Source organism: Octadecabacter arcticus 238, assembly GCF_000155735.2.
Taxonomy (GTDB): domain Bacteria; phylum Pseudomonadota; class Alphaproteobacteria; order Rhodobacterales; family Rhodobacteraceae; genus Octadecabacter; species Octadecabacter arcticus.
The window spans coordinates 2,738,419-2,757,713 of record NC_020908.1 but is presented as its reverse complement, the minus strand read 5'-3'; the positions used below and the strand labels follow the sequence as shown (position 1 = coordinate 2,757,713).

The 19,295-nt window shown below is 57.9% G+C and carries 18 protein-coding genes and 1 pseudogene; 5 read left to right on the top strand and 14 right to left on the bottom strand.

Translation table 11 applies throughout. The features are described from left to right. Nucleotides 1-13 precede the first annotated feature (13 nt). A complete protein-coding gene (choX, locus tag OA238_RS14305) occupies nt 14-934 on the bottom strand; it encodes a choline ABC transporter substrate-binding protein (RefSeq protein ID WP_015495714.1) in 921 nt (306 codons plus the stop codon). Between the two features lie 112 nt (nt 935-1,046). Between choX and betI the strand changes: the two genes are divergently transcribed. After that, nucleotides 1,047-1,697, top strand: coding sequence for a transcriptional regulator BetI (gene betI / locus OA238_RS14300; RefSeq protein WP_015495713.1), 651 nt, complete (start codon nt 1,047-1,049; stop codon nt 1,695-1,697). 722 nt (nt 1,698-2,419) lie between these two features. Here the strand turns inward: betI and OA238_RS14295 are convergent. The 7 genes from OA238_RS14295 to OA238_RS14265 form a co-directional block, all read right to left on the bottom strand. Next, nucleotides 2,420-3,586 (bottom strand): CaiB/BaiF CoA transferase family protein, encoded by a 1,167-nt coding sequence (locus OA238_RS14295; RefSeq protein WP_015495712.1) that lies wholly within the window; start codon nt 3,584-3,586, stop codon nt 2,420-2,422. After that, nucleotides 3,586-4,809 carry an acyl-CoA dehydrogenase gene (locus OA238_RS14290; protein ID WP_015495711.1) on the bottom strand — a complete coding sequence of 408 codons (1,224 nt, stop codon included), beginning with the start codon at nt 4,807-4,809 and terminating at the stop codon, nt 3,586-3,588. The genes OA238_RS14295 and OA238_RS14290 overlap by 1 nt, the downstream gene beginning before the upstream one ends. A 12-nt stretch (nt 4,810-4,821) precedes the next feature. Beyond that, nucleotides 4,822-5,427 carry a 3-isopropylmalate dehydratase small subunit gene (gene leuD, locus OA238_RS14285; protein ID WP_015495710.1) on the bottom strand — a complete coding sequence of 202 codons (606 nt, stop codon included), beginning with the start codon at nt 5,425-5,427 and terminating at the stop codon, nt 4,822-4,824. After that, complete coding sequence (locus tag OA238_RS14280) at nt 5,424-6,794, bottom strand: 3-isopropylmalate dehydratase large subunit (RefSeq protein WP_044036885.1); 1,371 nt, start codon at nt 6,792-6,794, stop codon at nt 5,424-5,426. The genes leuD and OA238_RS14280 overlap by 4 nt, the downstream gene beginning before the upstream one ends. Then, entirely contained in the window at nt 6,791-8,299 is a 1,509-nt protein-coding gene (locus OA238_RS14275) for a tripartite tricarboxylate transporter permease (RefSeq protein WP_015495708.1), read from the bottom strand. Before OA238_RS14275 ends, OA238_RS14280 begins: the two co-directional genes overlap by 4 nt. 7 nt (nt 8,300-8,306) lie before the next feature. Then, nucleotides 8,307-8,804: a tripartite tricarboxylate transporter TctB family protein gene (locus OA238_RS14270; RefSeq protein WP_015495707.1), complete on the bottom strand. Its 498-nt coding sequence runs from the start codon at nt 8,802-8,804 to the stop codon at nt 8,307-8,309. A gap of 98 nt (nt 8,805-8,902) precedes the next feature. After that, nucleotides 8,903-9,922: a Bug family tripartite tricarboxylate transporter substrate binding protein gene (locus tag OA238_RS14265; protein WP_015495706.1), complete on the bottom strand. Its 1,020-nt coding sequence runs from the start codon at nt 9,920-9,922 to the stop codon at nt 8,903-8,905. 150 nt (nt 9,923-10,072) lie between these two features. Between OA238_RS14265 and OA238_RS14260 the strand changes: the two genes are divergently transcribed. From OA238_RS14260 to OA238_RS14250, 3 genes are all read left to right on the top strand, one after another. After that, nucleotides 10,073-10,870 (top strand): UTRA domain-containing protein, encoded by a 798-nt coding sequence (locus tag OA238_RS14260; protein ID WP_083906743.1) that lies wholly within the window; start codon nt 10,073-10,075, stop codon nt 10,868-10,870. 4 nt (nt 10,871-10,874) lie between these two features. Then, a complete protein-coding gene (locus OA238_RS14255; protein ID WP_015495704.1) occupies nt 10,875-11,753 on the top strand; it encodes an isocitrate lyase/PEP mutase family protein in 879 nt (292 codons plus the stop codon). A 148-nt stretch (nt 11,754-11,901) separates the two neighbouring features. Continuing rightward, nucleotides 11,902-13,032: an ISAs1 family transposase gene (locus OA238_RS14250; protein WP_015495703.1), complete on the top strand. Its 1,131-nt coding sequence runs from the start codon at nt 11,902-11,904 to the stop codon at nt 13,030-13,032. Nucleotides 13,033-13,314: 282 nt separating this feature from the next. Here the strand turns inward: OA238_RS14250 and OA238_RS14245 are convergent, their stop codons facing one another. From OA238_RS14245 to OA238_RS33875, 6 genes and pseudogenes are all read right to left on the bottom strand, one after another. After that, the gene (locus tag OA238_RS14245; protein WP_015495702.1) at nt 13,315-14,055 is read right to left on the bottom strand and encodes a transporter substrate-binding domain-containing protein; all 741 of its coding nucleotides are present in this window, start codon (nt 14,053-14,055) and stop codon (nt 13,315-13,317) included. Nucleotide 14,056: 1 nt separating this feature from the next. Then, nucleotides 14,057-14,284 (bottom strand): annotated as a pseudogene (locus OA238_RS33885) (DDE-type integrase/transposase/recombinase); the annotation flags it as partial. Between the two features lie 594 nt (nt 14,285-14,878). Continuing rightward, entirely contained in the window at nt 14,879-16,441 is a 1,563-nt protein-coding gene (gene tnpC, locus OA238_RS14240) for an IS66 family transposase (RefSeq protein ID WP_015495701.1), read from the bottom strand. 132 nt (nt 16,442-16,573) lie between these two features. Beyond that, nucleotides 16,574-16,849, bottom strand: coding sequence for an IS66 family insertion sequence element accessory protein TnpB (gene tnpB / locus OA238_RS14235; protein WP_015495700.1), 276 nt, complete (start codon nt 16,847-16,849; stop codon nt 16,574-16,576). After that, nucleotides 16,779-17,147 carry a transposase gene (locus OA238_RS33880; RefSeq protein ID WP_245581320.1) on the bottom strand — a complete coding sequence of 123 codons (369 nt, stop codon included), beginning with the start codon at nt 17,145-17,147 and terminating at the stop codon, nt 16,779-16,781. The genes tnpB and OA238_RS33880 overlap by 71 nt, the downstream gene beginning before the upstream one ends. Then, a complete protein-coding gene (locus tag OA238_RS33875) occupies nt 17,083-17,469 on the bottom strand; it encodes a hypothetical protein (protein WP_245581571.1) in 387 nt (128 codons plus the stop codon). Before OA238_RS33875 ends, OA238_RS33880 begins: the two co-directional genes overlap by 65 nt. Before the next feature lie 420 nt (nt 17,470-17,889). Here OA238_RS33875 and murD point away from each other — a divergent pair, with 420 nt between their 5' ends. Continuing rightward, on the top strand, nt 17,890-19,287 hold the full coding sequence (gene murD / locus OA238_RS14225; RefSeq protein WP_015495699.1) for a UDP-N-acetylmuramoyl-L-alanine--D-glutamate ligase: 1,398 nt from the start codon (nt 17,890-17,892) through the stop codon (nt 19,285-19,287). Nucleotides 19,288-19,295 lie beyond the last annotated feature (8 nt).

Here is a 19,295-nt window from a genome sequence, read left to right as displayed (position 1 = left end):
CCTTCCTCGAAGCTTATTCGCCCAGGTGCGCGCGAACGGCGTCCAGACCGTTGCCGCCGTCTTTCGCCTCGACGCCGTCAAGCCATGCCTCAAGGTATTGAGGTTGCTCTTTCAACAGACGCGCGCCAGCCTCTTTTGGATCATTCCCATCGTCGAGAATATAGGCCATACCCGCGCTTTCCATAGGCACATCAAAGGTCATCTGGGTCAGCAATTTACCAACGTTGGGACATTCTTCGAGATAGCCTTTGCGCACCTGAGTATGGACGGTGGCACCTCCGAAGTTGGGACCATAATGGTTGTCACCGCCAGTCAGATATTCAATGTCGAACGATGTGTTCATCGGATGCGGAGCCCAGCCGAGAAAAACGATCCACTCTTCCCCACGGGCGTTGCGTTTGACCTGAGCCAGCATTCCCTGCTCTGAGCTTTCCACGACCTTCCAGCCGCTCAGTCCAAAAGCGTCCGCCTCCACAATCCCGAGCATGATGTCATTCGATCCCGGCTCGATCCCGTACATCTGCCTGCCGAACTTGTCAGCATGGGTGGCTAGATCGGCGAAGTCAGTAACACCAGCGTCATAGACATATTTTGGCACAGCAAAGGTAAACTTTGCGCCCTCAAGGTTTTGGTGAACCGTCTCGATATCGCCAGCCTCGCGATACGCCTGAAAATAGCTCTCCATCGCCGGGTCCCAGTAGCCAAGAAAGACGTCAAGATCGCCGCCAACCATGGATTCATATATCACTGGAATACCCAAAACGTAGCTTTCTGTTGTATAGCCCAAACCTTCCAGAACCACGCTGGCGACCCCTGTCGTCAATGCCAGATCAGTCCAGCCAGGCTCTGCCATCCGCACCGTGTCGCAGTTCGCAGTGGCCTGGTGGGCGCACAGCGCCAGCGCAGTCGTTGTGAATATCAGTTTTCCAGTCATTTTCAGTTTCTCCCTTGTTCAGTAGATTGACCCAATGGTCGATAAATAGACCGTAAGGTTTAATTGACCGCAGAGTCAATAAATTATACTCTTGGTCTCCGGAGGGCCTCACATGGGACGACGAAGCATCGCTCACATTCGACGCGAAGAATTCGCACGTGCTGCATTTGAAGTGCTAGCCATTCACGGTATGCAAGGCACTACCTTGCAGCGGGTTGCCGATCACACGGGCGCATCGAAGGCTAGTGTGCTGCATTATTTCTCGAACAAACAAAGCTTGATCGAAACAGCTCTTCGGCAGTCAAACGCGACGCTCCGAAAGGAAGCGGTTGCGCTTATGAACCTTGCGACGACCCCGTGGGAAAGATTTTACGCGATCATCGAAGCGAACTTTTCACCAACGACTTTCCAGCCGGAAATCGCCCATGGCTGGATTGCGATGTGCGCAGAAGTGCCGCACGTCGCTCAGTTCCAAAGGATCCAGGCGGTCATTTACAGCAGACTTCACTGCAATCTATTGACCGCCCTTCTTGCCACCGGCATTGACCGGGTAGCCGCCGATAGCGGAGCCGAAACGATCAGTCTGTTGATTGACGGCCTTTGGCTGCGTTGCGGCCTGCGGATAGGCGGTTTGAACAGGCAAGAGGCGACAGCGCAGATCGAACGGGTCGTCGAGAGCCTTTTTGGCGACAGCGCTGAGAGAAAAGCCGCCAAAACGAAGATGGCTGAATTGGCCGCAGCCTTGACCTCGAGAACCCAATAGCGTGCCCGACCACCTACGACAGACGCAGCAACTTACAAACGATTGAATTGTCAAAGGCGTTGCTTGGCGTAAATGCGCAAAAAGTCGGTTTATATTCTGCTGACTTCGATTTATTCGAATGATCGGTTTGGGAATGTTTGCTGCGCCGCCGAACACCGGACGCTGCGCTTACCTAAGCTTTCTGCATCTGCATCCTCTACGTAGGCAAAAGGCGGATCTGGCCCGCACACAAACGTTTCAGCCAATAAAAATGCTGAGCCATGCACGAATTGCCGCAATGATAGGCTGCACCGCAGCATGTTGATTAGGCGGACAGTGTCCGCAATGGGCCGATCACGACAATGATGAGATAGAGAAGCGGTCAGATTGCTGCGCCATGCAGATTTCGACACGAAGGGCGGATTGCAGACCTTCGCTGCAAGTGCGCGGGCTCTGGGGCAATCTGGCGAAAGCGGCCGTTCAATGAGAGGTCAAATCCACAAATGCTGCAAACGATCTAATGGCGGCAGTGAGCCCATACTTACCGGTACTGCAACCGCAGCATTTTGCACTTGCAGAAACTGCGAGACGACAGGATCGGCCCCTAGCGGCCTCGGTGCGGCAGAAAGGGCCGCTTCACTGTCCTTTAAAGACTGGTTCGCATCCGGCGGACAGCACCTGTGAGACGCATTCGACACGCCGCACCAACATCAATCTCCAAACTTGGGCCAGAAGACTGATCCTCAATCGTCCGGTTCACCTGCAGAGATCGACCAGCCATTGGTTTGAACCAGGTCATTGTGTTCACCCAGCATCGGCGCCGTCCGGTCGAGTGAGAGGCTCGATGTTCCAAACCTGATCGGCGCGCGGACCCCGGGGACGCCTTCCGGGCAAATCTCAATTTCCCGGTCAATGATCTGCGGATCGGAGAATACCTCTCCAACGGTATTAATAGGAGACGCAGGAACCTTGCTGGCCTCCAAACCGGCCAGCAACTCGGATTTCGACTTGGTCCGGGTAACCGCTTTCAGAATCCTCACCAACTCGGAGCGCTTCGCCACACGTTGCGCATTGGTTTGATACTTTGGGTCTTGTGCGATATCCGGGCGGTCGAGAAGCGCGCAAAGGCGTTGAAACTGGCCGTCATTGCCCGCCGCAATGATGATGTCTCCATCGGCAACCGGAAAGACCTCGTAGGGCACGATATTGGGGTGCTGGTTGCCCATGCGCTGCGGCGACACCCCGGTCGCGAGGAAGTTCATCGCCTGATTTGCCAGCGATGCGGTGCCCGCATCAAAGAGGCTCATATCGATATGCTGGCCTTGGCCTGTTGTACTCCGAACCGTCAGGGCGGCCTGAATGGCAATGACCGAGTAGAGGCCGGTGCAGATGTCCGTGACCGCAACACCGACCTTTTGCGGCTCACCGTCGGGATCGCCGGTGATTGACATCAGCCCCGACATACCTTGCACTAAGTAGTCGTAGCCTGCGCGCGCTGCGTAGGGCCCAGTCTGCCCAAAACCGGTAATCGAGCAATAGATCAATCCGGGATTGAGCGCCGCCAGACTGGCATAGTCGAGCCCGTATTTGACGAGGCCGCCGACCTTGAAGTTCTCGATCACCACGTCAGCGTTACGGGCGAGGTCCTGAACAAAGGCGCGACCATTCTCAGTCGTGAGGTCGGCTGTGACGCTGTATTTGCCGCGATTACAGCCGTAATAATAGGCGGCTGAGCGATCATCTTCCCGATCGATGAAGGGCGGCCCCCAGCCGCGGGTGTCATCGCCCGCGGGGCTTTCGACCTTGACCACGGTCGCGCCGAGATCAGCCAGTGTCTGGCCGACTAGAGGCCCTGCGAGAATTCGGGCCAATTCAAGGACCTTGAGGCCGTCGTGTGGGGCCTGTGACATCAGAAAAACGCCTGCAGTCCTGTCTGCGCGCGGCCTAGGATCAAGGCGTGGACGTCGTGGGTGCCCTCGTAGGTGTTGACCGTCTCAAGGTTCTGGGCGTGGCGCATGACGTGGTATTCCGCCATGATGCCGTTGCCGCCGTGCATGTCGCGTGCATGTCGCGCAATATCAAGCGCCTTTCCGCAATTGTTGCGTTTAATCAACGAGATAAGTTCTGGTCCGCAGGTGCCGTCTTCCAGCATCCGACCTGTGCGGAGGGCACCTTGGAGGCCGAGTGAAATCTCAGTTTGCATGTCGGCCAGCTTCTTTTGGAACAGCTGCGTTTGCGCGAGTGGCTTACCGAATTGCACGCGGTTCAATCCATAGTCGCGCGCCCGGTGCCAGCAGTCTTCTGCCGCGCCCATCACGCCCCACGCGATGCCGAAGCGCGCGCGGTTGAGGCATCCGAAGGGGCCTTTTAGACCCTCAACGCCGGGCAGCAATGCGTCATCGCTGACCTCGACATTCTCCATCACAATTTCACCAGTCACGGAAGCGCGGAGGCTGAGTTTACCGCCAATTTTCGGTGCGCTGAGGCCCTTCATGCCTTTTTCTAGCACGAACCCACGGATCTTGCCGCCATGCGCCTCAGACTTCGCCCAGATCACGAACACATCGGCGATGGGGGAGTTGGAAATCCACATCTTCGCGCCGTTCAACACGTAGCCGCCGTCCACCTTTTTTGCAGTCGTCTTCATCCCGGCCGGGTCGGACCCCGCTTCAGGCTCCGTCAGGCCAAAGCATCCGATCAACGTGCCTGCGGCTAGGCCGGGCAAGTACTTTTGCCGCTGTTCTTCGGTTCCGTAGGCGTAGATTGGATACATCACGAGGCTGGATTGCACTGACATCATGGAACGATAGCCGCTGTCCACACGCTCAACTTCACGCGCGACAAGACCGTAGGACACGTAGCCCGCGCCGAGGCCACCATACTCCTCAGGGATCGTGGTCCCAAGAAGGCCCATCTCGCCCATCTCGGCAAAAATCTCAGGCGTGACATGCTCATTTAGGTAAGCATCGGTGGCGCGTGGCAGCAGTTTGTCCTGCGCATAGGCGCGGGCACTGTCGGCGATCATACGCTCGCCCTCAGCCAACTGGTCGACCAGATGAAACGGGTCCGCCCAATCAAACGGGGCGAGCGAGGGGCCGGTGTGACGCGTATAAGTAGGTGTGCTGTCGTTCATGCGGTTCATCCTTCAGGTTGGTGATATGTCTGGAAGCAGCCAGGGGCGCGCCCGGTGCGCAACTGCTTCATGGGCCTCGATGCTTGTGAGCCGAGTCAGCGTGTCGGAGATTTCGTCAAGGCCTTCCAGCATGCGCCGTCGCGCTGCCGCTGGGACCTCAAAGCTTAGAGGCGGCCCTCCATCCTGTACCGTGACGGTTTGCGCCTCGAGATCGATGGTCATCTGTCCAGCTTTCATGGCGCGCGCATTATCAGTGAGCGAAAGCACGATCGGCAGCAGGCCGTTCTTCATTGCATTGCTGTGGAAAATGTCTCCAAAACCCAGAGCCAATACAGCACGGATACCGAAATCAGCCAGCGCATAAACCGCCGCCTCGCGGGATGAGCCGCATCCAAAATTGGCCCCTGCCACCAGAAACACTGGCCCTGTTTCCGCATGCAGCGGGAAATCGGGGACGGGTTTCCCATTGGCATCCATCCGCAAGTCACGAAGAAGTGCGTCGCCATAGCCCTCAGACCGGGTCCGAGTCATGAAGCGTGCTGGGATCAGTTGGTCGGTGTCAATATTGTCGAGCGGCAGGCACGCAACGGGACCCGAGACGTTGCGAAACGGGATCATGACCGCACCTCCACGTCCAGCCTTCGCACATCGGTGATCCGTCCGGTCAGTGCGGCTGCGGCAGCCATGGCAGGGCTCATCAAATGGGTGCGTGCCCCCGGTCCCTGACGCCCGCGGAAATTCCGGTTTGAGGTGGAGGCACACCGCGTGCCCGGTGCCACAAGATCGCCGTTCATGCCAACACACAACGAACAGCCTGACGCACCCCACCGGGCCCCCGCCGCGCGGAACACATCGGCCAGCCCGATGCGCTCGGCTTCCATCGCGATGGCGGTTGAGCCGGGAGAGACCAGAAGCGGCACCTGCGTGCGTCCGCCTTTCAGCACGCGAGCGGCCTCATGCAGGTCGGACAGACGCGCGTTGGTGCAGGAGCCGATGAACACCATGTCCACCGGCACCCCCTCAATGGGTTGGCCGCCTTCAAGATCCATATAGGTGCGTGACTCAGCAGTATCTTCGCCAAGCGGCACGATGCCGGTGACGGCCACCGCCTCGTCGGGGCTGGTGCCCCATGTCACCATCGGAGCGACTTCTGCGGCGGCAATCGTGACCTCGCGGGCGTAGCGCGCGCCCTCATCTGAGGCGAGTATGGCCCAATCGGACTCAGCCTGGACACGCGCCGCGCCCTTGGGAGCATACGGCCGGTCCAGCAGCCATTCGGCTGTGGTCGCGTCAGGTGGCACGATGCCCGCGCGGGCGCCCATTTCGATCGTCATGTTGCACAGCGTCATGCGCGACTCGACGCTAAGAGCGGTTATGGCTCCACCAGCATATTCAACCGCGTGGCCTGCCGCTCCGTCAGTCCGGATCGTTGCGATGATGTGCAGTGAGAGATCCTTGGCCGTCACACCCTCAGCGAGGCGCCCGGTTACGGTGATGCGCATCGGTTTGGGGGGAGCTTGCCACAAGGTTTGGGTCGCAAGAACATGCGCGACCTCCGAGGCGCCTATACCGAACGCCCACGCCCCAAGCGCACCATGAGTGGCCGTATGGCTGTCACCGCATACGATGATGTTGCCCGGCAAGGTCAGCCCCTGTTCGGGCATAGCGACATGCACGATCCCCTGCCTGGGGTCGCCGCGTCCAAAGACACTCAGACCATGAGCAGCGCCATTACGGTCGAGCTTTTCGATCATGCCCGCGATTACATCTGTCGCCGGGGCGCCCGATGTGGGTACGTAATGGTCCGCCACACCGAAGGTAAGGTCAGGCCGACGCACCGACAGGCTCATCTCGGCCAGTCTTGCGAAGGCATGGTGAGACCCTTCGTGTAGGTAGTGCCGATCGACTGCCAGGAGATCCATACCATCCTCGTGAAGGACAAGGTGCGCATGGCGAATCTTTTCGACGAGTGTCTGCGCTGTCATTTCGCTGTTTCCGTTTTCGGGCCACTGCGTCGCCGTGCCCAGCGTATGAGTGCGGGCAACATCGACACGGCCATGATAGCCAAAAGGGCTAGTGTTATCGGGCGTTCGAGCACAAAAGTCGGATCGCCGCCTGAGATCTGCCAAGACCTTACTAGCTCTCCCTCGGCCAGCCCTCCGACCAACAGGCCGACGACCGTCGCGGTCACTGGGTAGCGGTAGCGTTTCATCAGCCAGCCCAACGCTCCGGCACCTGCGACAGTCAGCGGTCCGACCATGCTTCCGGTGAGCGCGAAGGCCCCCATCATCGAGATCGCAATCACGATGGGAATGAGGAAGCGCAATGGGGTCCGTACGATGTAGCCTGACAGAAATATGAACCCCAGCCCAACAATCATTAGAACAAGCGTTTGCGCCATGTTGCCAAGGATCAGGGCATAGACCACATCAGTCTGCTCGGCAATGAAGCGCGGTCCGCCTGCCACATTGTGCATCGCGAAGGCCCCCAGCAGGATCGCCGTGCCCGCACCGCCCGGAATTCCAAGCGCCAGCAACGTGACCATGCCGCCGCCCTCAGAACTGGAATTGGCCGATTCCGAAGCTATGACACCCAGCGGCTCGCCCTTGCCAAACCGCTCGGGCGTCTTGCGACGGGCAATGGCATATGATGCTAGGTTCGCCACACTAGCGCCCACTCCGGGAACGATGCCGATCATCGTGCCAATGGCACTGCCGCGCAGGATCGCCAGTGGTTGACGCAAGGCAAAAACAACACCCTTCAGGATCGAGCTCATGCGCACCCGGCGCAGATCCGCGTCTCGGATAATGTAATCGCGCCCCGCAAGACCGAACAGCTCCGCCGCCGCAAATAGCCCGATCAAAGCCGGAATCGCGGGAATGCCATCAAGAAGATAGAAACTATCGAACGTCCCGCGCATCATTCCGGTATTAGAATAGCCAACCGTGGAGACCAGCAGACCAAGCGCACCAGCGGCAAGCCCTTTGGCGAATGTGGAATCGTTCAGGATCGCGATCAGCAGCAATCCCCAAGTTGCGATCACCAGCATCTCAGTCGGGCCAAGGCGCAGGACCAAGTCAGCGACCGAGTCGACGATGACAATCAGAAAGGCGTAGCCAATAAACGTGCCTACGACGGATGCGACAAGTCCAATCCCAAGCGCCTCGCCGTGTTTGCCCTGTTGCGACATCGGGTAGCCGTCGAACGCGGTCGCCACGGCCGCAGACGTGCCGGGAATGTTCATGAGGATGGCGGGGATCGCTCCGCCAAACCCACCGCCGGTGAAAATGGCCGTCAGGAACAAGATCGCAGGCAGAAAGTCCATGTAGAGCGTTGCAGGCAGAAAAACGGCCATAGCGATGGAAATGGATAGGCCCGGCACAGAGCCGAAGACCAGGCCGATGATTATGCCGGGCACCACCACCAGCCACGCCATCGGATCCCCCGACAGCAGGCTGATTGCGCTCCAAAATGCGTCGTAGTCTATCATGTCGGCCTCAAATTATGCTGGAGGGGATGGGGACGCCCAGGACACTCTTGAAAAGGTAGACAAGCACACCCGCGGTCAGCACCGCCATGGGCACCACGACCAAGGGACGACGTTCACCCTGAAGGATCAGGGCCAGCGCGATGAAAACAGCCGTGGCGATGTCGAACCCCAGCCAAGGTGATGCGCCTGCAAACCCCAAAACAAGGACGACAAGTGCAGCCCCAATGCGGGCGTCGCCTTCGCCGATTGTGGGCTCTCGCCCTCGCCGACCCTGTCGCAGGTCGTCGATGATCGCAAAAGCGAGGGCAAGAATCCCGATCCCGGCCACGGGCAGGATTAAAATCCAGTCGGTCGTCCGGCGCGCAGCGTCCAATATGCTCCAGGCATAGGCGCCCATCGCGAGGGCAAGAAACACTCCAAAAAACAGCGCCCCTACGGGGATGCGGCTGCGCGGTGTCTTTGGGTCTGTATTGGCGTCTGTGTCAGCGGTTTGGCGCAAATTCATGTTCGTGATCCTGATCAAAGGTGAGGCCGCATCTTTGGGCGACAGACCAGATGGGAGCGGGGCGGCTATGACAGTCGCCCCGCTCAGAACTGTGTAAGTCAGTCGATTGCGCCGGCCAGGGCCTCAAGCGCCAAGTAGGCATCATCAGCCATGGCCTGGCTTTGCTCAGGCCCGCGCCAATCCGCTCCAACGCCCGCTTCTGCCGCAGCGGCTTGGTAGGCCTCGCTGGTCACGACTGCTTCATAGGCGGCCACGATTGCATCAAAGCGGTCCGGATGATCCGTGCGCAGGGCGCTGTGAACCAGCAGTCCAGACACGTTGCCACCGATCAACGGCAGGCTATCGCCACCCAACTCTGCCAGCGCATCATTCAGCGGCGGTGCCCCCATCCCATCGGGATCACCTGTTGCGACGATCGCAAGCACGCGCAAACTGTCCATGATGCTGGCAGCCCCACGTGCGGCAAGCACTTCGAAATCAACCTGGTTGCCCGCAAGAGCAGCACGCAGCGGAGACCCGCCATCGTAGGTGACGAAGCGCACGTTGTCGCGCGGTATCTCGAGTGCATCCATGAACAAAATTGTCTGTAGGTGGCCACCATTTCCGTAAATAATGCCCGAAGATACCTCGCCGGGCTGGCGCATCCCCTCGACCAGATCACCGAAATCTTGATAGGCGCTGTCTTGGTGAACGGCGACAATGGCGTAGTCGTCCCATTGCGCATTGAGGAAACTGAAATCCTCCCACACAATCGGCGCGCCGCCGACCAAGATCGCGTTGGCGAGATAAGGTGTGGCTTGCATCAGCAGCAACGTGTTTCCGTCTACCGGCTGCTGCGCCACCCAAGTGGCACCGAGCCCGCCCGAGCCGCCGGGACGGTTCTCCACCGTGACCGGCTGACCCAGTTGTTCACCAAGTGGACCGGCCAGCGTGCGTGCCATGCGGTCGGCACTGCCGCCCGCATTAAAGGGCACTACAATCGTGATTGGCTGATCTGGCCAGCCGTCCTGCGCGACAACAGGTGCCGCCCCTAGAGCAAGGGTGGCAAACAAGCTCATGGCTGCGATCCGGCGCATTTTACCGGTCGCGCCCCCAAGCATTCCATCAAAAATATTCATTCTATTCCTCCCAATCTGAAACTGCGACTTCTCTGCCGCATGACATTAAGATCGAAGCATAGACTTATTGTCATGTCAATAATACATTTCACTTGAACGGAGCGTCTGAACCCTTTAGGAAGGCAACTGATATATTGCGGGAAATGTGCAGTGACAGGTAATGAAAGTCAGGTGGGGATTGTCGGGGCGTCGTTGGCTGCGCGCTCGCTACAGCCTAAGTATCACCAAATATATTTGGTGCTCCAACAGCGCATCCGGGACGGCGTATTTATGTACGACCGAGACTTTCCCACAGAGGAAGCGCTGACACGCGAATTTGGCGTCTCACGTATCACTGTGCGCAGGGCGCTGGATCGTTTTGAGCGTGAGGGCGTAATCGATCGCCAGCCGGGTCGGGGTACTTTCGTGAACTCACGGGCCGCTGATCCGATGGTGTCGGCCTCCCTGTCCGGCACGATCGAGAACCTAATCGCGATGGGCCTGCGCACGCAAGTCGAGGTAATCTCGTTTGAATATGTTCCCGCGCCGGTTCCCGTCGCAGCACAGATGGAATTGCACGAGCGTGCGATTGTGCAGCGCGTCGCACGGGTGCGTTACTATTCAGGGCGTCCATTTTCGTACCTCATCACCCATGTCCCCGACGAGATCGGGCACGCATACACTGCCGAGGACCTAACCGAGACGCCGCTCTTGCTTTTGCTGGAGCGCGCAGGCCACGAGGCCGTATCGGCCGAGCAGACGATCACGGCACGCCTTGCAGAGCCAGATGTGGCGCACCTTCTCGGGATCGAACCGGGCGACGCGCTGCTTGGCATCAACCGCATCGTGCGCGATCGCACCGGACGCTGCATCGAAATGGTGACAGCAAATTACCGTCCGGACACTTACGAACACAAGATGGACATACAGCGCACTGATTTCGACGGCCGACGTGTATGGAGGAGCTAATCGGATGACCGAGACCCCTAGAAACAGATCATTTGCCGACATGATTCAGAAGCCCGGCCAAGGTGTTGTCGCCCCTGGTGTATATGATGCGCTGACCGCGCTGATTGCCAGTCAGGCAGGGTTTTCATGCCTGTATGTCTCGGGCGCTGCCGTGGCCTATTCGCGACTTGGCCGACCCGATCTCGGGCTCGTGTCCGTAACTGAGATGGCCGAGACGATTTCCTGCATTGCGGACCGCTTGCAGGTGCCTTTGATAGCGGATGGCGATACCGGCTTTGGCAATGCGCTAAACACGCAGCGCACGATGCGGCTTTACGAGCGTGCCGGCGTGGCTGCGATCCAGCTAGAAGACCAGGAATTCCCGAAACGGTGTGGCCATCTGGCAGGCAAACGCCTTGTCTCGAAGGCCGAAATGCAGGGCAAGATCACTGCGGCGTGTGCAGCGCGTTCCGCCGATGGCCCGCTAGTCATCGCCCGCACGGACGCAATCGCTGTCGAGGGGTTCGAGGCGGCCATGCTGCGCGCCGAAGGCTATCTCGAGGCCGGGGCCGATATCCTGTTCATCGAGGCGCCAGCCGACAGGGCCCAATTGGCCGAGATCGGTCAGCATTTCGGAAAGCGTGTGCCGCTTGTGGCGAACATGGTAGAAGGTGGGCAAACCCCGCTTGCCTCTGCCGACGATCTGTTCGCACTCGGCTTTCGTATCGTGATCTTCCCCGGTGGTATCGCCCGCGCGCTCAGCCATCATGCTCGCATCTATTATGAAAGTCTGATGACCACGGGATCCAATGCGGCGTTCCGCGATCGGATGACGGATTTTGATGGCCTCAACGACGTCGTCGGCCTTGCGGCTCTTCTTCAGGAATCGGAACGCTACAGCTAAAGCCCCCTTCATTTTTTTGTTGAAGAAATTGATTGCGGGTGGCGTCAAAGGAACTAAAACCCTTCTCCGCTAAGACAGCAGGGGAATCGCGTTTGGAACTGAGTGAGTAAAGGATTGCTCTTGCAGGTGATGGCGGGATGGATTCTGGATGGGTGGTTGTTCTCATCGGGTGCTCATCGCCATGCATATTTTTCTATCCGCCTTCGACGAAGTTCCTGATCCGCGCGCCAGTAACGTGCGCCACGACCTTGGTGAACTGCTCGTTATCGCCTTCGTGTCGGTCTTATGTGGATCGACCTCCTGCGCCGAGATGGCCGCATTTGGCCGTGCAAAAGAGAGCCTTTTCAGGAACTTCCTGAAACTCAAGCATGCCATTCCATCGCATGATACCTTCTCGGAGGTCTTCCGGATCATCGACCCGAAGGCACTCGATGCGGCCTTCAGTAAGGTACTTGCCGATGTGACCAAGCTCCTCAAAGACGGTGATATCATCGCGATTGACGGCAAAGCGTTACGGGGTGCGCGCGACCCGGGCGAAAGCGCACGGACCCGCATGATGGTCTCAGCCTATGCCTCGCGGCTGCGCCTGACGTTGGCGACAGTACCTGCCGACCGAGGCACAGAACTCAGCGCGGCCATAGAGGCGCTTGAGTTGATCGATCTGCGGGGCAAGGTGGTCACCGGTGATGCATTACATTGCAACCGCCGCACGGTTGCCGCAATCAACGCAGGCGGCGGTGATTGGTGCCTCGCCCTCAAGGGTAACCAGGAATCCCTGTTGTCTGACGCCCGTGGATGTTTCAGCAAGGGGCACAAAAGCGATCCAACAGCCGTTACGGAAAATACCGGCCATGGAAGAAAAGAAACCCGTAAGGCGGTCGTGGTATCGGCTAAGGCATTGGCAGAATACCACGAATTCCCTGGCCTCAAGGGGTTCGGTCGCATCGAGGCGACCAGAGAGATGGGCGGAAAGGTGACCTCAGAGACCCGCTACTTCGCGCTGTCTTGGGTTCCCACACCTGAGGTGCTGTTGGCCGCTGTCCGCGACCATTGGGCCATCGAAAATGCCCTTCATTGGCAGTTGGATGTGTCTTTCCGCGAGGACGCCGCACGCAATCGGAAAGACAACGGTCCCGGCAACATCGCCGTTCTACGTCGCCGCGCACTCGACGTCCTCCGGCGTGACACATCCAAGGGCTCTCTCTCCATAAAAATCAAACGTGCAGGCTGGGACACCACCTTCTTACGCAGCATTCTCAGTGACTTGGCAACAACATGAGCCAAACGCGATTGCCCTGGCTAAGACAGTGCTACTGGCCCTTATTTCTGAAAAATACCTCTCCACTCGGTCAGAGCAGCCGCGCGGTTCAACTTGAACGGATTACGGATTGAGTTGATTTTGTTATACAGACGATCCCCTGATAAGGATTCACGTTCTGATTCCAGATTGGTAGTTTGCGAGGACGAGCAATCCCACGAATAACCGAATACGTTAATCAGACACTCCTTAAGGACTGGAATACTGCCAAAATAATAACGCCAAGTCAGTACTTTTGCGCCTTCAGGAACACGACGCGACGCTCAGTCCCTTGACTTCATGCTTTGCGATTAACCCGGCTACAAATCCAGATGCCTTGAGCTCTTCAACCACGTCGTAGAGCCATGATGCCGCCGCTGTATTCCCAAGCGGCGTCCCAATAGCTTGCTGCACCTTGCTAAATTGACCATCAAGCACACGGGCTCCCGGCAAACGTGCTACATCCTGAATTAAGCGTGGGCGCAACCCGGCAAGCGCATCAAGCCCCTGTTCCAAAAACACTTTAAAGGAGTCGTCGATGCTGTCTGTACTCACCAGTTCAGCATGGATAAGATTACTCTCAAGCCAAAGCCCATAGGCTGCACGACCCTTGGTCGAGATGCGGATACCCGGTCGGTCAACCTCATCGATAGAATAAATAGGCGATCCGGCAGGCACAAGATAAGTCGACTCGATCTCACAGTAAGCAGCAGTGAATTCGATTGTCTTTGCGCGCTGAGGTTCTGCACCAATATTTCCGATATCCCACTCGCCTCGCTCGGCGGCGTCCGCCAACGAACCGGGATCGGGATAGGAAACGTATTCAACGGCCACCGCCAGCCGCCGTGCAATCTCTGCTGCTATATCTGGGGATACGCCAACAGGATCACCATTCTCGGCCTTGCTCGTCACAAGGAGAAAATTGCTCAGGTTTATTCCGGCGCGCAGAATTCCAGCTGGCGCAAGTTCAGCTACTAAGTCCGGGTCAACGTTAGCTTTAGGCATTTTGGAAAGTCTCTCTCAGGAATTTCGATGTCGCTTTGCGATCACGGCGCTTCGTCACATAACTTTCGGGCACTCCACCTTCATGATCAACTGCCCGTCAGAGCGAGTGCGTCTCGCTGTTGATCTTTACGGAAATCTCATCCAGATGCCATTGCCAATTCGAATGCACACGTACCTGTTGAATAAGCCCTTTTTGGGGTTTAGCAGCGAACGTCGGGCCAAATCTGTTCCTAGTGCGAACAATCTGTAGCGTTCATTTACGGGGCGAGCCATCGCTCCTCGGAGCCTGTCAGCGAATGGCTGCTACCGCCCTTGGTGTCGTTGTGCTCTCCGGAATGGTTGGAAAATCGCGCTTGCAGCGAACGGCGGCAAAGTCCGCACACTGTGAGTTCGCCCATCATCGAATTTCGCACGTGCAGCGAAAGTCCGCTCTGACGGGCCGCACCGCAGCATCGCCGAAAATGGTTGGAGGTCGGCTTTGGGCCGTAAGCAGCATTGTTGCAGTGTCTTGCAGCGAAATCCGTGGACCACGGTCCGTGTTCCTTGCAAATCAGGTACTTGATCCACGGATATAGGTAAAAATGGTGCCGATAAGAGGGGTTCGATGCCTTACCAAGGACCTTGGTCCGAGTGCAATCATTGCAATAACAATATGTTAGCGGCCTGCAAACACGACGCAAGTGCCTTGTTTTGGTACCTCAAGACTGAGGCTGTAGGGCAAATGCGTTCTTGGTAAGGGGAAGCCTGACCTCAAGCCGATTTGTGCAACAAAGCCCCTCCATGACGAATCCCCCCCCACCTTCACAACTGGGCATTAGGATGGTTAGGTTCCAAAAAGCATTATGAAGGACCAAGCCATGAACCACCTGCATTCCCTCGTACTCGCCATTACCCTGTTAGTTGGAGGCGTGTCTGTCGCTACAGCGCAGGGATGCGCGCCCAGGTTCGGCCGCCCTCGTCGTGTCCAGCAAAGAGCGCGTTTTTTCCTGTTCAATGCAATGGGGCGGATTGCGCGCTCGACAATGTTGCTGTCCATCTCGACAGTACCGTCATCAAGAAACAGCTTCAGGCCGTCCATGTATTTTGCAATGTAACTGAGCTTCTCGCCAAGGCGGGATTTTGCGGAAATGCGGGATCTCTGGGTTTTGAGCCAGGCCTCGAAGTCATCGACCAACGGCCTGGTTTGCTCTTGGCGTGCGGCCTTGCGCTGTTCAGCTGATTGTCCTCTGATGGCCTCTTCGATCTTGTAGAACTTCGCAATACGCTTGAGCCCTTCACCGGCAATGGGCGAGCCATCACGGTCATGGACTTCTTTGAGCTTACGACGTGCGTGCGCCCAACAGTACGCCAGCTTGACCGGCCCTGAGTTGCGCCTTGGTTGGGTCAGGGCGTTGTAGCCCGTATAGCCGTCCACCTGCAGCGTGCCGGTGAAGCCCATCAGGAACTCAGTTGCATGTTTGCCGCCGCGCCCATCTGCATAGCAGAACACCACGCCCGGCGGGGCCGTGCCGCCAAAGGGGCGCTCATCGCGGGCAATGGCCCAGAGATAGCCGGTTTTGGTCTTGCCGCGCCCAGGGTCCAGCACGGGACAGCGGGTCTCATCCATAAAGAGTTTGCTGGATGACTTCAGTTCGTTCAGCAGATGATCCACGACGGGAGCGAGATGGAAGGAGACCTTGCCCATCCAACCCGCCAGTGTGGAGCGATCAATGTTTAGGCCTGATCGGGCGTATATCTGGGACTGGCGGAACAGCGGGCAGTGATCCGCGTATTTGGACGCGCCGATATGGGCCAGTGTTCCTTCTGTGGGCAGCCCGCCTTCGATCAAGTGTTGAGGAGCAGGCGCTTGCAGAATGCCGCCCTGTTTTTTTGGGCAGGCGTATTTGGGGCGAACCGTCACAACCACTTTAGGCTGGGCGGGAATGATCTCCAGCCGCTCGGTGCGATCTTCACCAATACGGATCATATCGCCACACCCGCAAGGACAGATGATGCTGTCAGGCTCGATCACTTCTTCTATACGCTCAAGGTGGTCTGGCAGGTTGCCAAGGTTGCGCTGTGCGGGTTTGCGCTTCTTGCGCGGCGCGGTCATCTCAATTGTGTCTGACTGCTCTTCCGCTTCAAACTGGGCAACTTCAATATCCTCAAACGCCAACTGGCGCTCATCTTCCGTCAGCTTCTCACTGCGTGTGCCGTAAATCACCTGGTTCAGTTTTTTGACAAAATGCTCCAGCCGCGCATTAACCGCCTCAAGCTCGGCGTTCTGCGTGGAAAGGGCGGCGTTGCTTTTTTCCAGTTCAACATTCCGTTGGCCGACGCCCAATAAAACGGTCCGTACATCCGTAGGAAGGGCATTCAGATCAAGGGTTTTGATTGCATCAAGCATGGGCAATCCCTACCAGAAACAGCCCACGTTTACACGTAAACCTACGCCCCCGATTCACTCTGTCGCACCCGGTCTGCGGGTCCGTCGTGCCATCACTCGTCGCCAGTCTAAACCTTCAAACAACGCCTCGAATTACCCCTTGGACAAGCGCATCAACCCGTCCTGAACTTTCGGCCAAGCGAACTTGCCCTGTCCCAACCGCTTGTAGCAAAGCACCAAGCCAGACCCGTCCCAAAGCAACACCTTAATCCGGTCGCCACGTTTGGCGCGGAACACAACAATGATGCCAGAGTGCGGGTCAAGGTCCAGTTCACGTTCGAGCAGTGCAGCAAGTCCATCATGGCCCTTGCGGAAATCCACCGGCTTGGTCGCAATAACAATCCGAACCGCCTGTGATGGATAGATCACGCGCCCCGCGCCAAACCATGCGCTCGGCTAACTTTGTTGCCCATTCTTTCAAACGAGAGGGTTTTCTCGTGCAACTGATCAATGTCAACGCCGCTGAGTGTAATAATCGGCGCATATCACAATCACCACATTTGGTTATTTTAACCGACCAATCCACCGCGCCGGATTGATGGCGTTTTGGTGTGAGATCGAGGAACGCGCCTACATCAATCGATTTTCTGAACCGCTTTTCATCATCCAGCGTCGCGATATATGCCAACGCCACGATGGGACCAACACCCGCTGACCGGCAGGGCATGCTTACATGCACGAGAAGGGGGAACAGTCATCAGTCGGCGCGCCAGATCATTTTCGCGCGTCATCATCCTTACGTCTACGTCCAGCGCATCTCTGGCAATGCAGAGTGTCTTGTGCAGAGGGATAAATGTTTCTGACATCATCTCGATCGCTGGATCCGTATCCGCCGCAGCTGCGAGCTGATCTCGAAAGTCCCTTCGCAACTTTCCCGTCCCAACCGACGTCATGCAAACACCGAACACCTTGAGAACGCCACGTACATGACCTTCAAGATCCTTACGCATACGGATCAACCGCTCGCGGGCACCAATGAGAACGCGCACGCGCTCCGATGCCTCGCTGCGGATATAGATCTGAGTGAACCAACCCGTCTCTCGGCGATTGCCTGCAATCGCCTGCCGTCAGTGCATTGCCCGGCAATGCACGAGAAGCGCGCCAACTGAGCCAGTCCTTCAGCGTCTATTGCCCGGCAGGAGATGCAAAGCATCGCCGAGAAGGGCCCTGATCGGATTTGTTAATCCGCCCCGACAACGCTTTGTGTGCCAGACGTGCATCGCCAGCCTCCCACCACCGCCCACCGAACAAAATTAACCACCCTGCAAACCAGCTGCTGTACATACAGGGTGTGTACAGCCTGCGTACGGGTTGTGTATGGCCTGTGCCCCACGGGAACACGTGTCAACCCACCTTGCCCAGCCCCGCCAAAACCGCCAATATGCGCGGCGCAACAAAGGGGCAACATCATGATTCCAGTACAGGGCTTTTCCGGCAAAACTGTCGCCGTTTTGGGGCTTGGCCGATCCGGTCTCGCGGCCGTCGCGGCCTTGCAGGCGGGCGGTGCTGAGGTGGTCGTTTGGGACGACTCGCCGGACGCGGAAACCAAGGCAGCCGATGCAGGTGTGACGCTCACAAACCTGACAAAACATGGCTCTTTTAAAGATATAGCCACCCTCATCACTTCCCCCGGTATCCCGCATCTCTATCCTGAACCCCACCCCGTGATCGCGCGCGCGCTGGCCGAAGGTTGCCCCGTGGACAACGATATCGGCCTGTTTTTTCGCAGCTTTGCCACGTCGGAATGGGACGAATTTGACAGCATCCCCAAAGTCATCGCCGTTACAGGATCCAACGGCAAATCCACCACGTCGGCCTTGATCCATCACATCTTGGAACACGCAGGGCGGCCCGCGCAGTTGGCAGGCAACATCGGGCGCGGCGTCCTCGACCTCGACGAAGCCCACGACGGCGAAGTTATTGTATTAGAATTAAGTAGTTACCAGACCGACCTTGCCCGCGCGCTGACGCCGGACGTTGCCGTTTTCACCAACCTCAGCCCCGATCATCTGGATCGCCACGCAGGTTTGGGCGGCTACTTCGCCGCCAAACGCCGCCTGTTCGCAGAAGGCGGGCCGGACCGCGCAGTGATTGGCGTTGATGAGATGGAAGGGCGCTATATCGCCAATCAATTGTCCGAGGGGCCGAGCGATGATCGCGTGATCCGCGTGTCAGCTGGACAAAAGATCGACGGGATCGGCTGGTCAGTTTTCGCGCGCAAAGGGTTCTTGAGCGAGTATCGCAAGTGGCGGCAGGTCGGGTCAATTGATCTGCGCGCAATTTCTGGATTGCCCGGTGTGCACAATCACCAGAACGCCTGCGCCGCCTATGCCGCGTGCCGCGCGTTGGGCATCGGGCCGCGCGTGATCGAGGCGGCGCTGATTAGTTTCAAGGGCTTACCGCATCGCAGCCAGTTGATCGCCGAGAAGGTTGGCGTGCGGTATGTCAACGACAGCAAGGCGACAAATGTGGATGCAGCGGCCAAGGCATTGGCGGCGTTCAGCAAGGTGCGCTGGATTTGTGGTGGCTTGGAAAAAGAAGGCGGGCTGGATGCATTGCTACCCGCGCCGACGGTCGTGAAGGCTTACGTGATTGGGCGTGAGGCGGCGGCATTTGCGATGAAGCTCAAAGGGCTGAATGTCGAGGTCTGCGGCGATATGGCGACGGCGGTGGCAAAGGCCGGCGCGGAGGCTGAGGCAGGTGACACCGTGTTGCTGGCCCCCGCTGCGGCGTCGTTTGATCAATATGACAACTTTGAACGTCGTGGAGATGATTTTGCGGCTTGCGTGGCTGAATTGGCGGACTAACGGGTCCT

Coding starts and splice junctions, on each gene's coding strand:
- choX (WP_015495714.1), bottom strand. CDS start 934: ATGACTGGAAAACTGATATTCACAACGACTGCGCTGGCGCTGTGCGCC.
- betI (WP_015495713.1), top strand. CDS start 1,047: ATGGGACGACGAAGCATCGCTCACATTCGACGCGAAGAATTCGCACGT.
- OA238_RS14295 (WP_015495712.1), bottom strand. CDS start 3,586: ATGTCACAGGCCCCACACGACGGCCTCAAGGTCCTTGAATTGGCCCGA.
- OA238_RS14290 (WP_015495711.1), bottom strand. CDS start 4,809: ATGAACGACAGCACACCTACTTATACGCGTCACACCGGCCCCTCGCTC.
- leuD (WP_015495710.1), bottom strand. CDS start 5,427: ATGATCCCGTTTCGCAACGTCTCGGGTCCCGTTGCGTGCCTGCCGCTC.
- OA238_RS14280 (WP_044036885.1), bottom strand. CDS start 6,794: ATGACAGCGCAGACACTCGTCGAAAAGATTCGCCATGCGCACCTTGTC.
- OA238_RS14275 (WP_015495708.1), bottom strand. CDS start 8,299: ATGATAGACTACGACGCATTTTGGAGCGCAATCAGCCTGCTGTCGGGG.
- OA238_RS14270 (WP_015495707.1), bottom strand. CDS start 8,804: ATGAATTTGCGCCAAACCGCTGACACAGACGCCAATACAGACCCAAAG.
- OA238_RS14265 (WP_015495706.1), bottom strand. CDS start 9,922: ATGAATATTTTTGATGGAATGCTTGGGGGCGCGACCGGTAAAATGCGC.
- OA238_RS14255 (WP_015495704.1), top strand. CDS start 10,875: ATGACCGAGACCCCTAGAAACAGATCATTTGCCGACATGATTCAGAAG.
- OA238_RS14250 (WP_015495703.1), top strand. CDS start 11,902: ATGGGTGGTTGTTCTCATCGGGTGCTCATCGCCATGCATATTTTTCTA.
- OA238_RS14245 (WP_015495702.1), bottom strand. CDS start 14,055: ATGCCTAAAGCTAACGTTGACCCGGACTTAGTAGCTGAACTTGCGCCA.
- tnpC (WP_015495701.1), bottom strand. CDS start 16,441: ATGCTTGATGCAATCAAAACCCTTGATCTGAATGCCCTTCCTACGGAT.
- OA238_RS33880 (WP_245581320.1), bottom strand. CDS start 17,147: ATGCCCTGCCGGTCAGCGGGTGTTGGTCCCATCGTGGCGTTGGCATAT.
- murD (WP_015495699.1), top strand. CDS start 17,890: ATGATTCCAGTACAGGGCTTTTCCGGCAAAACTGTCGCCGTTTTGGGG.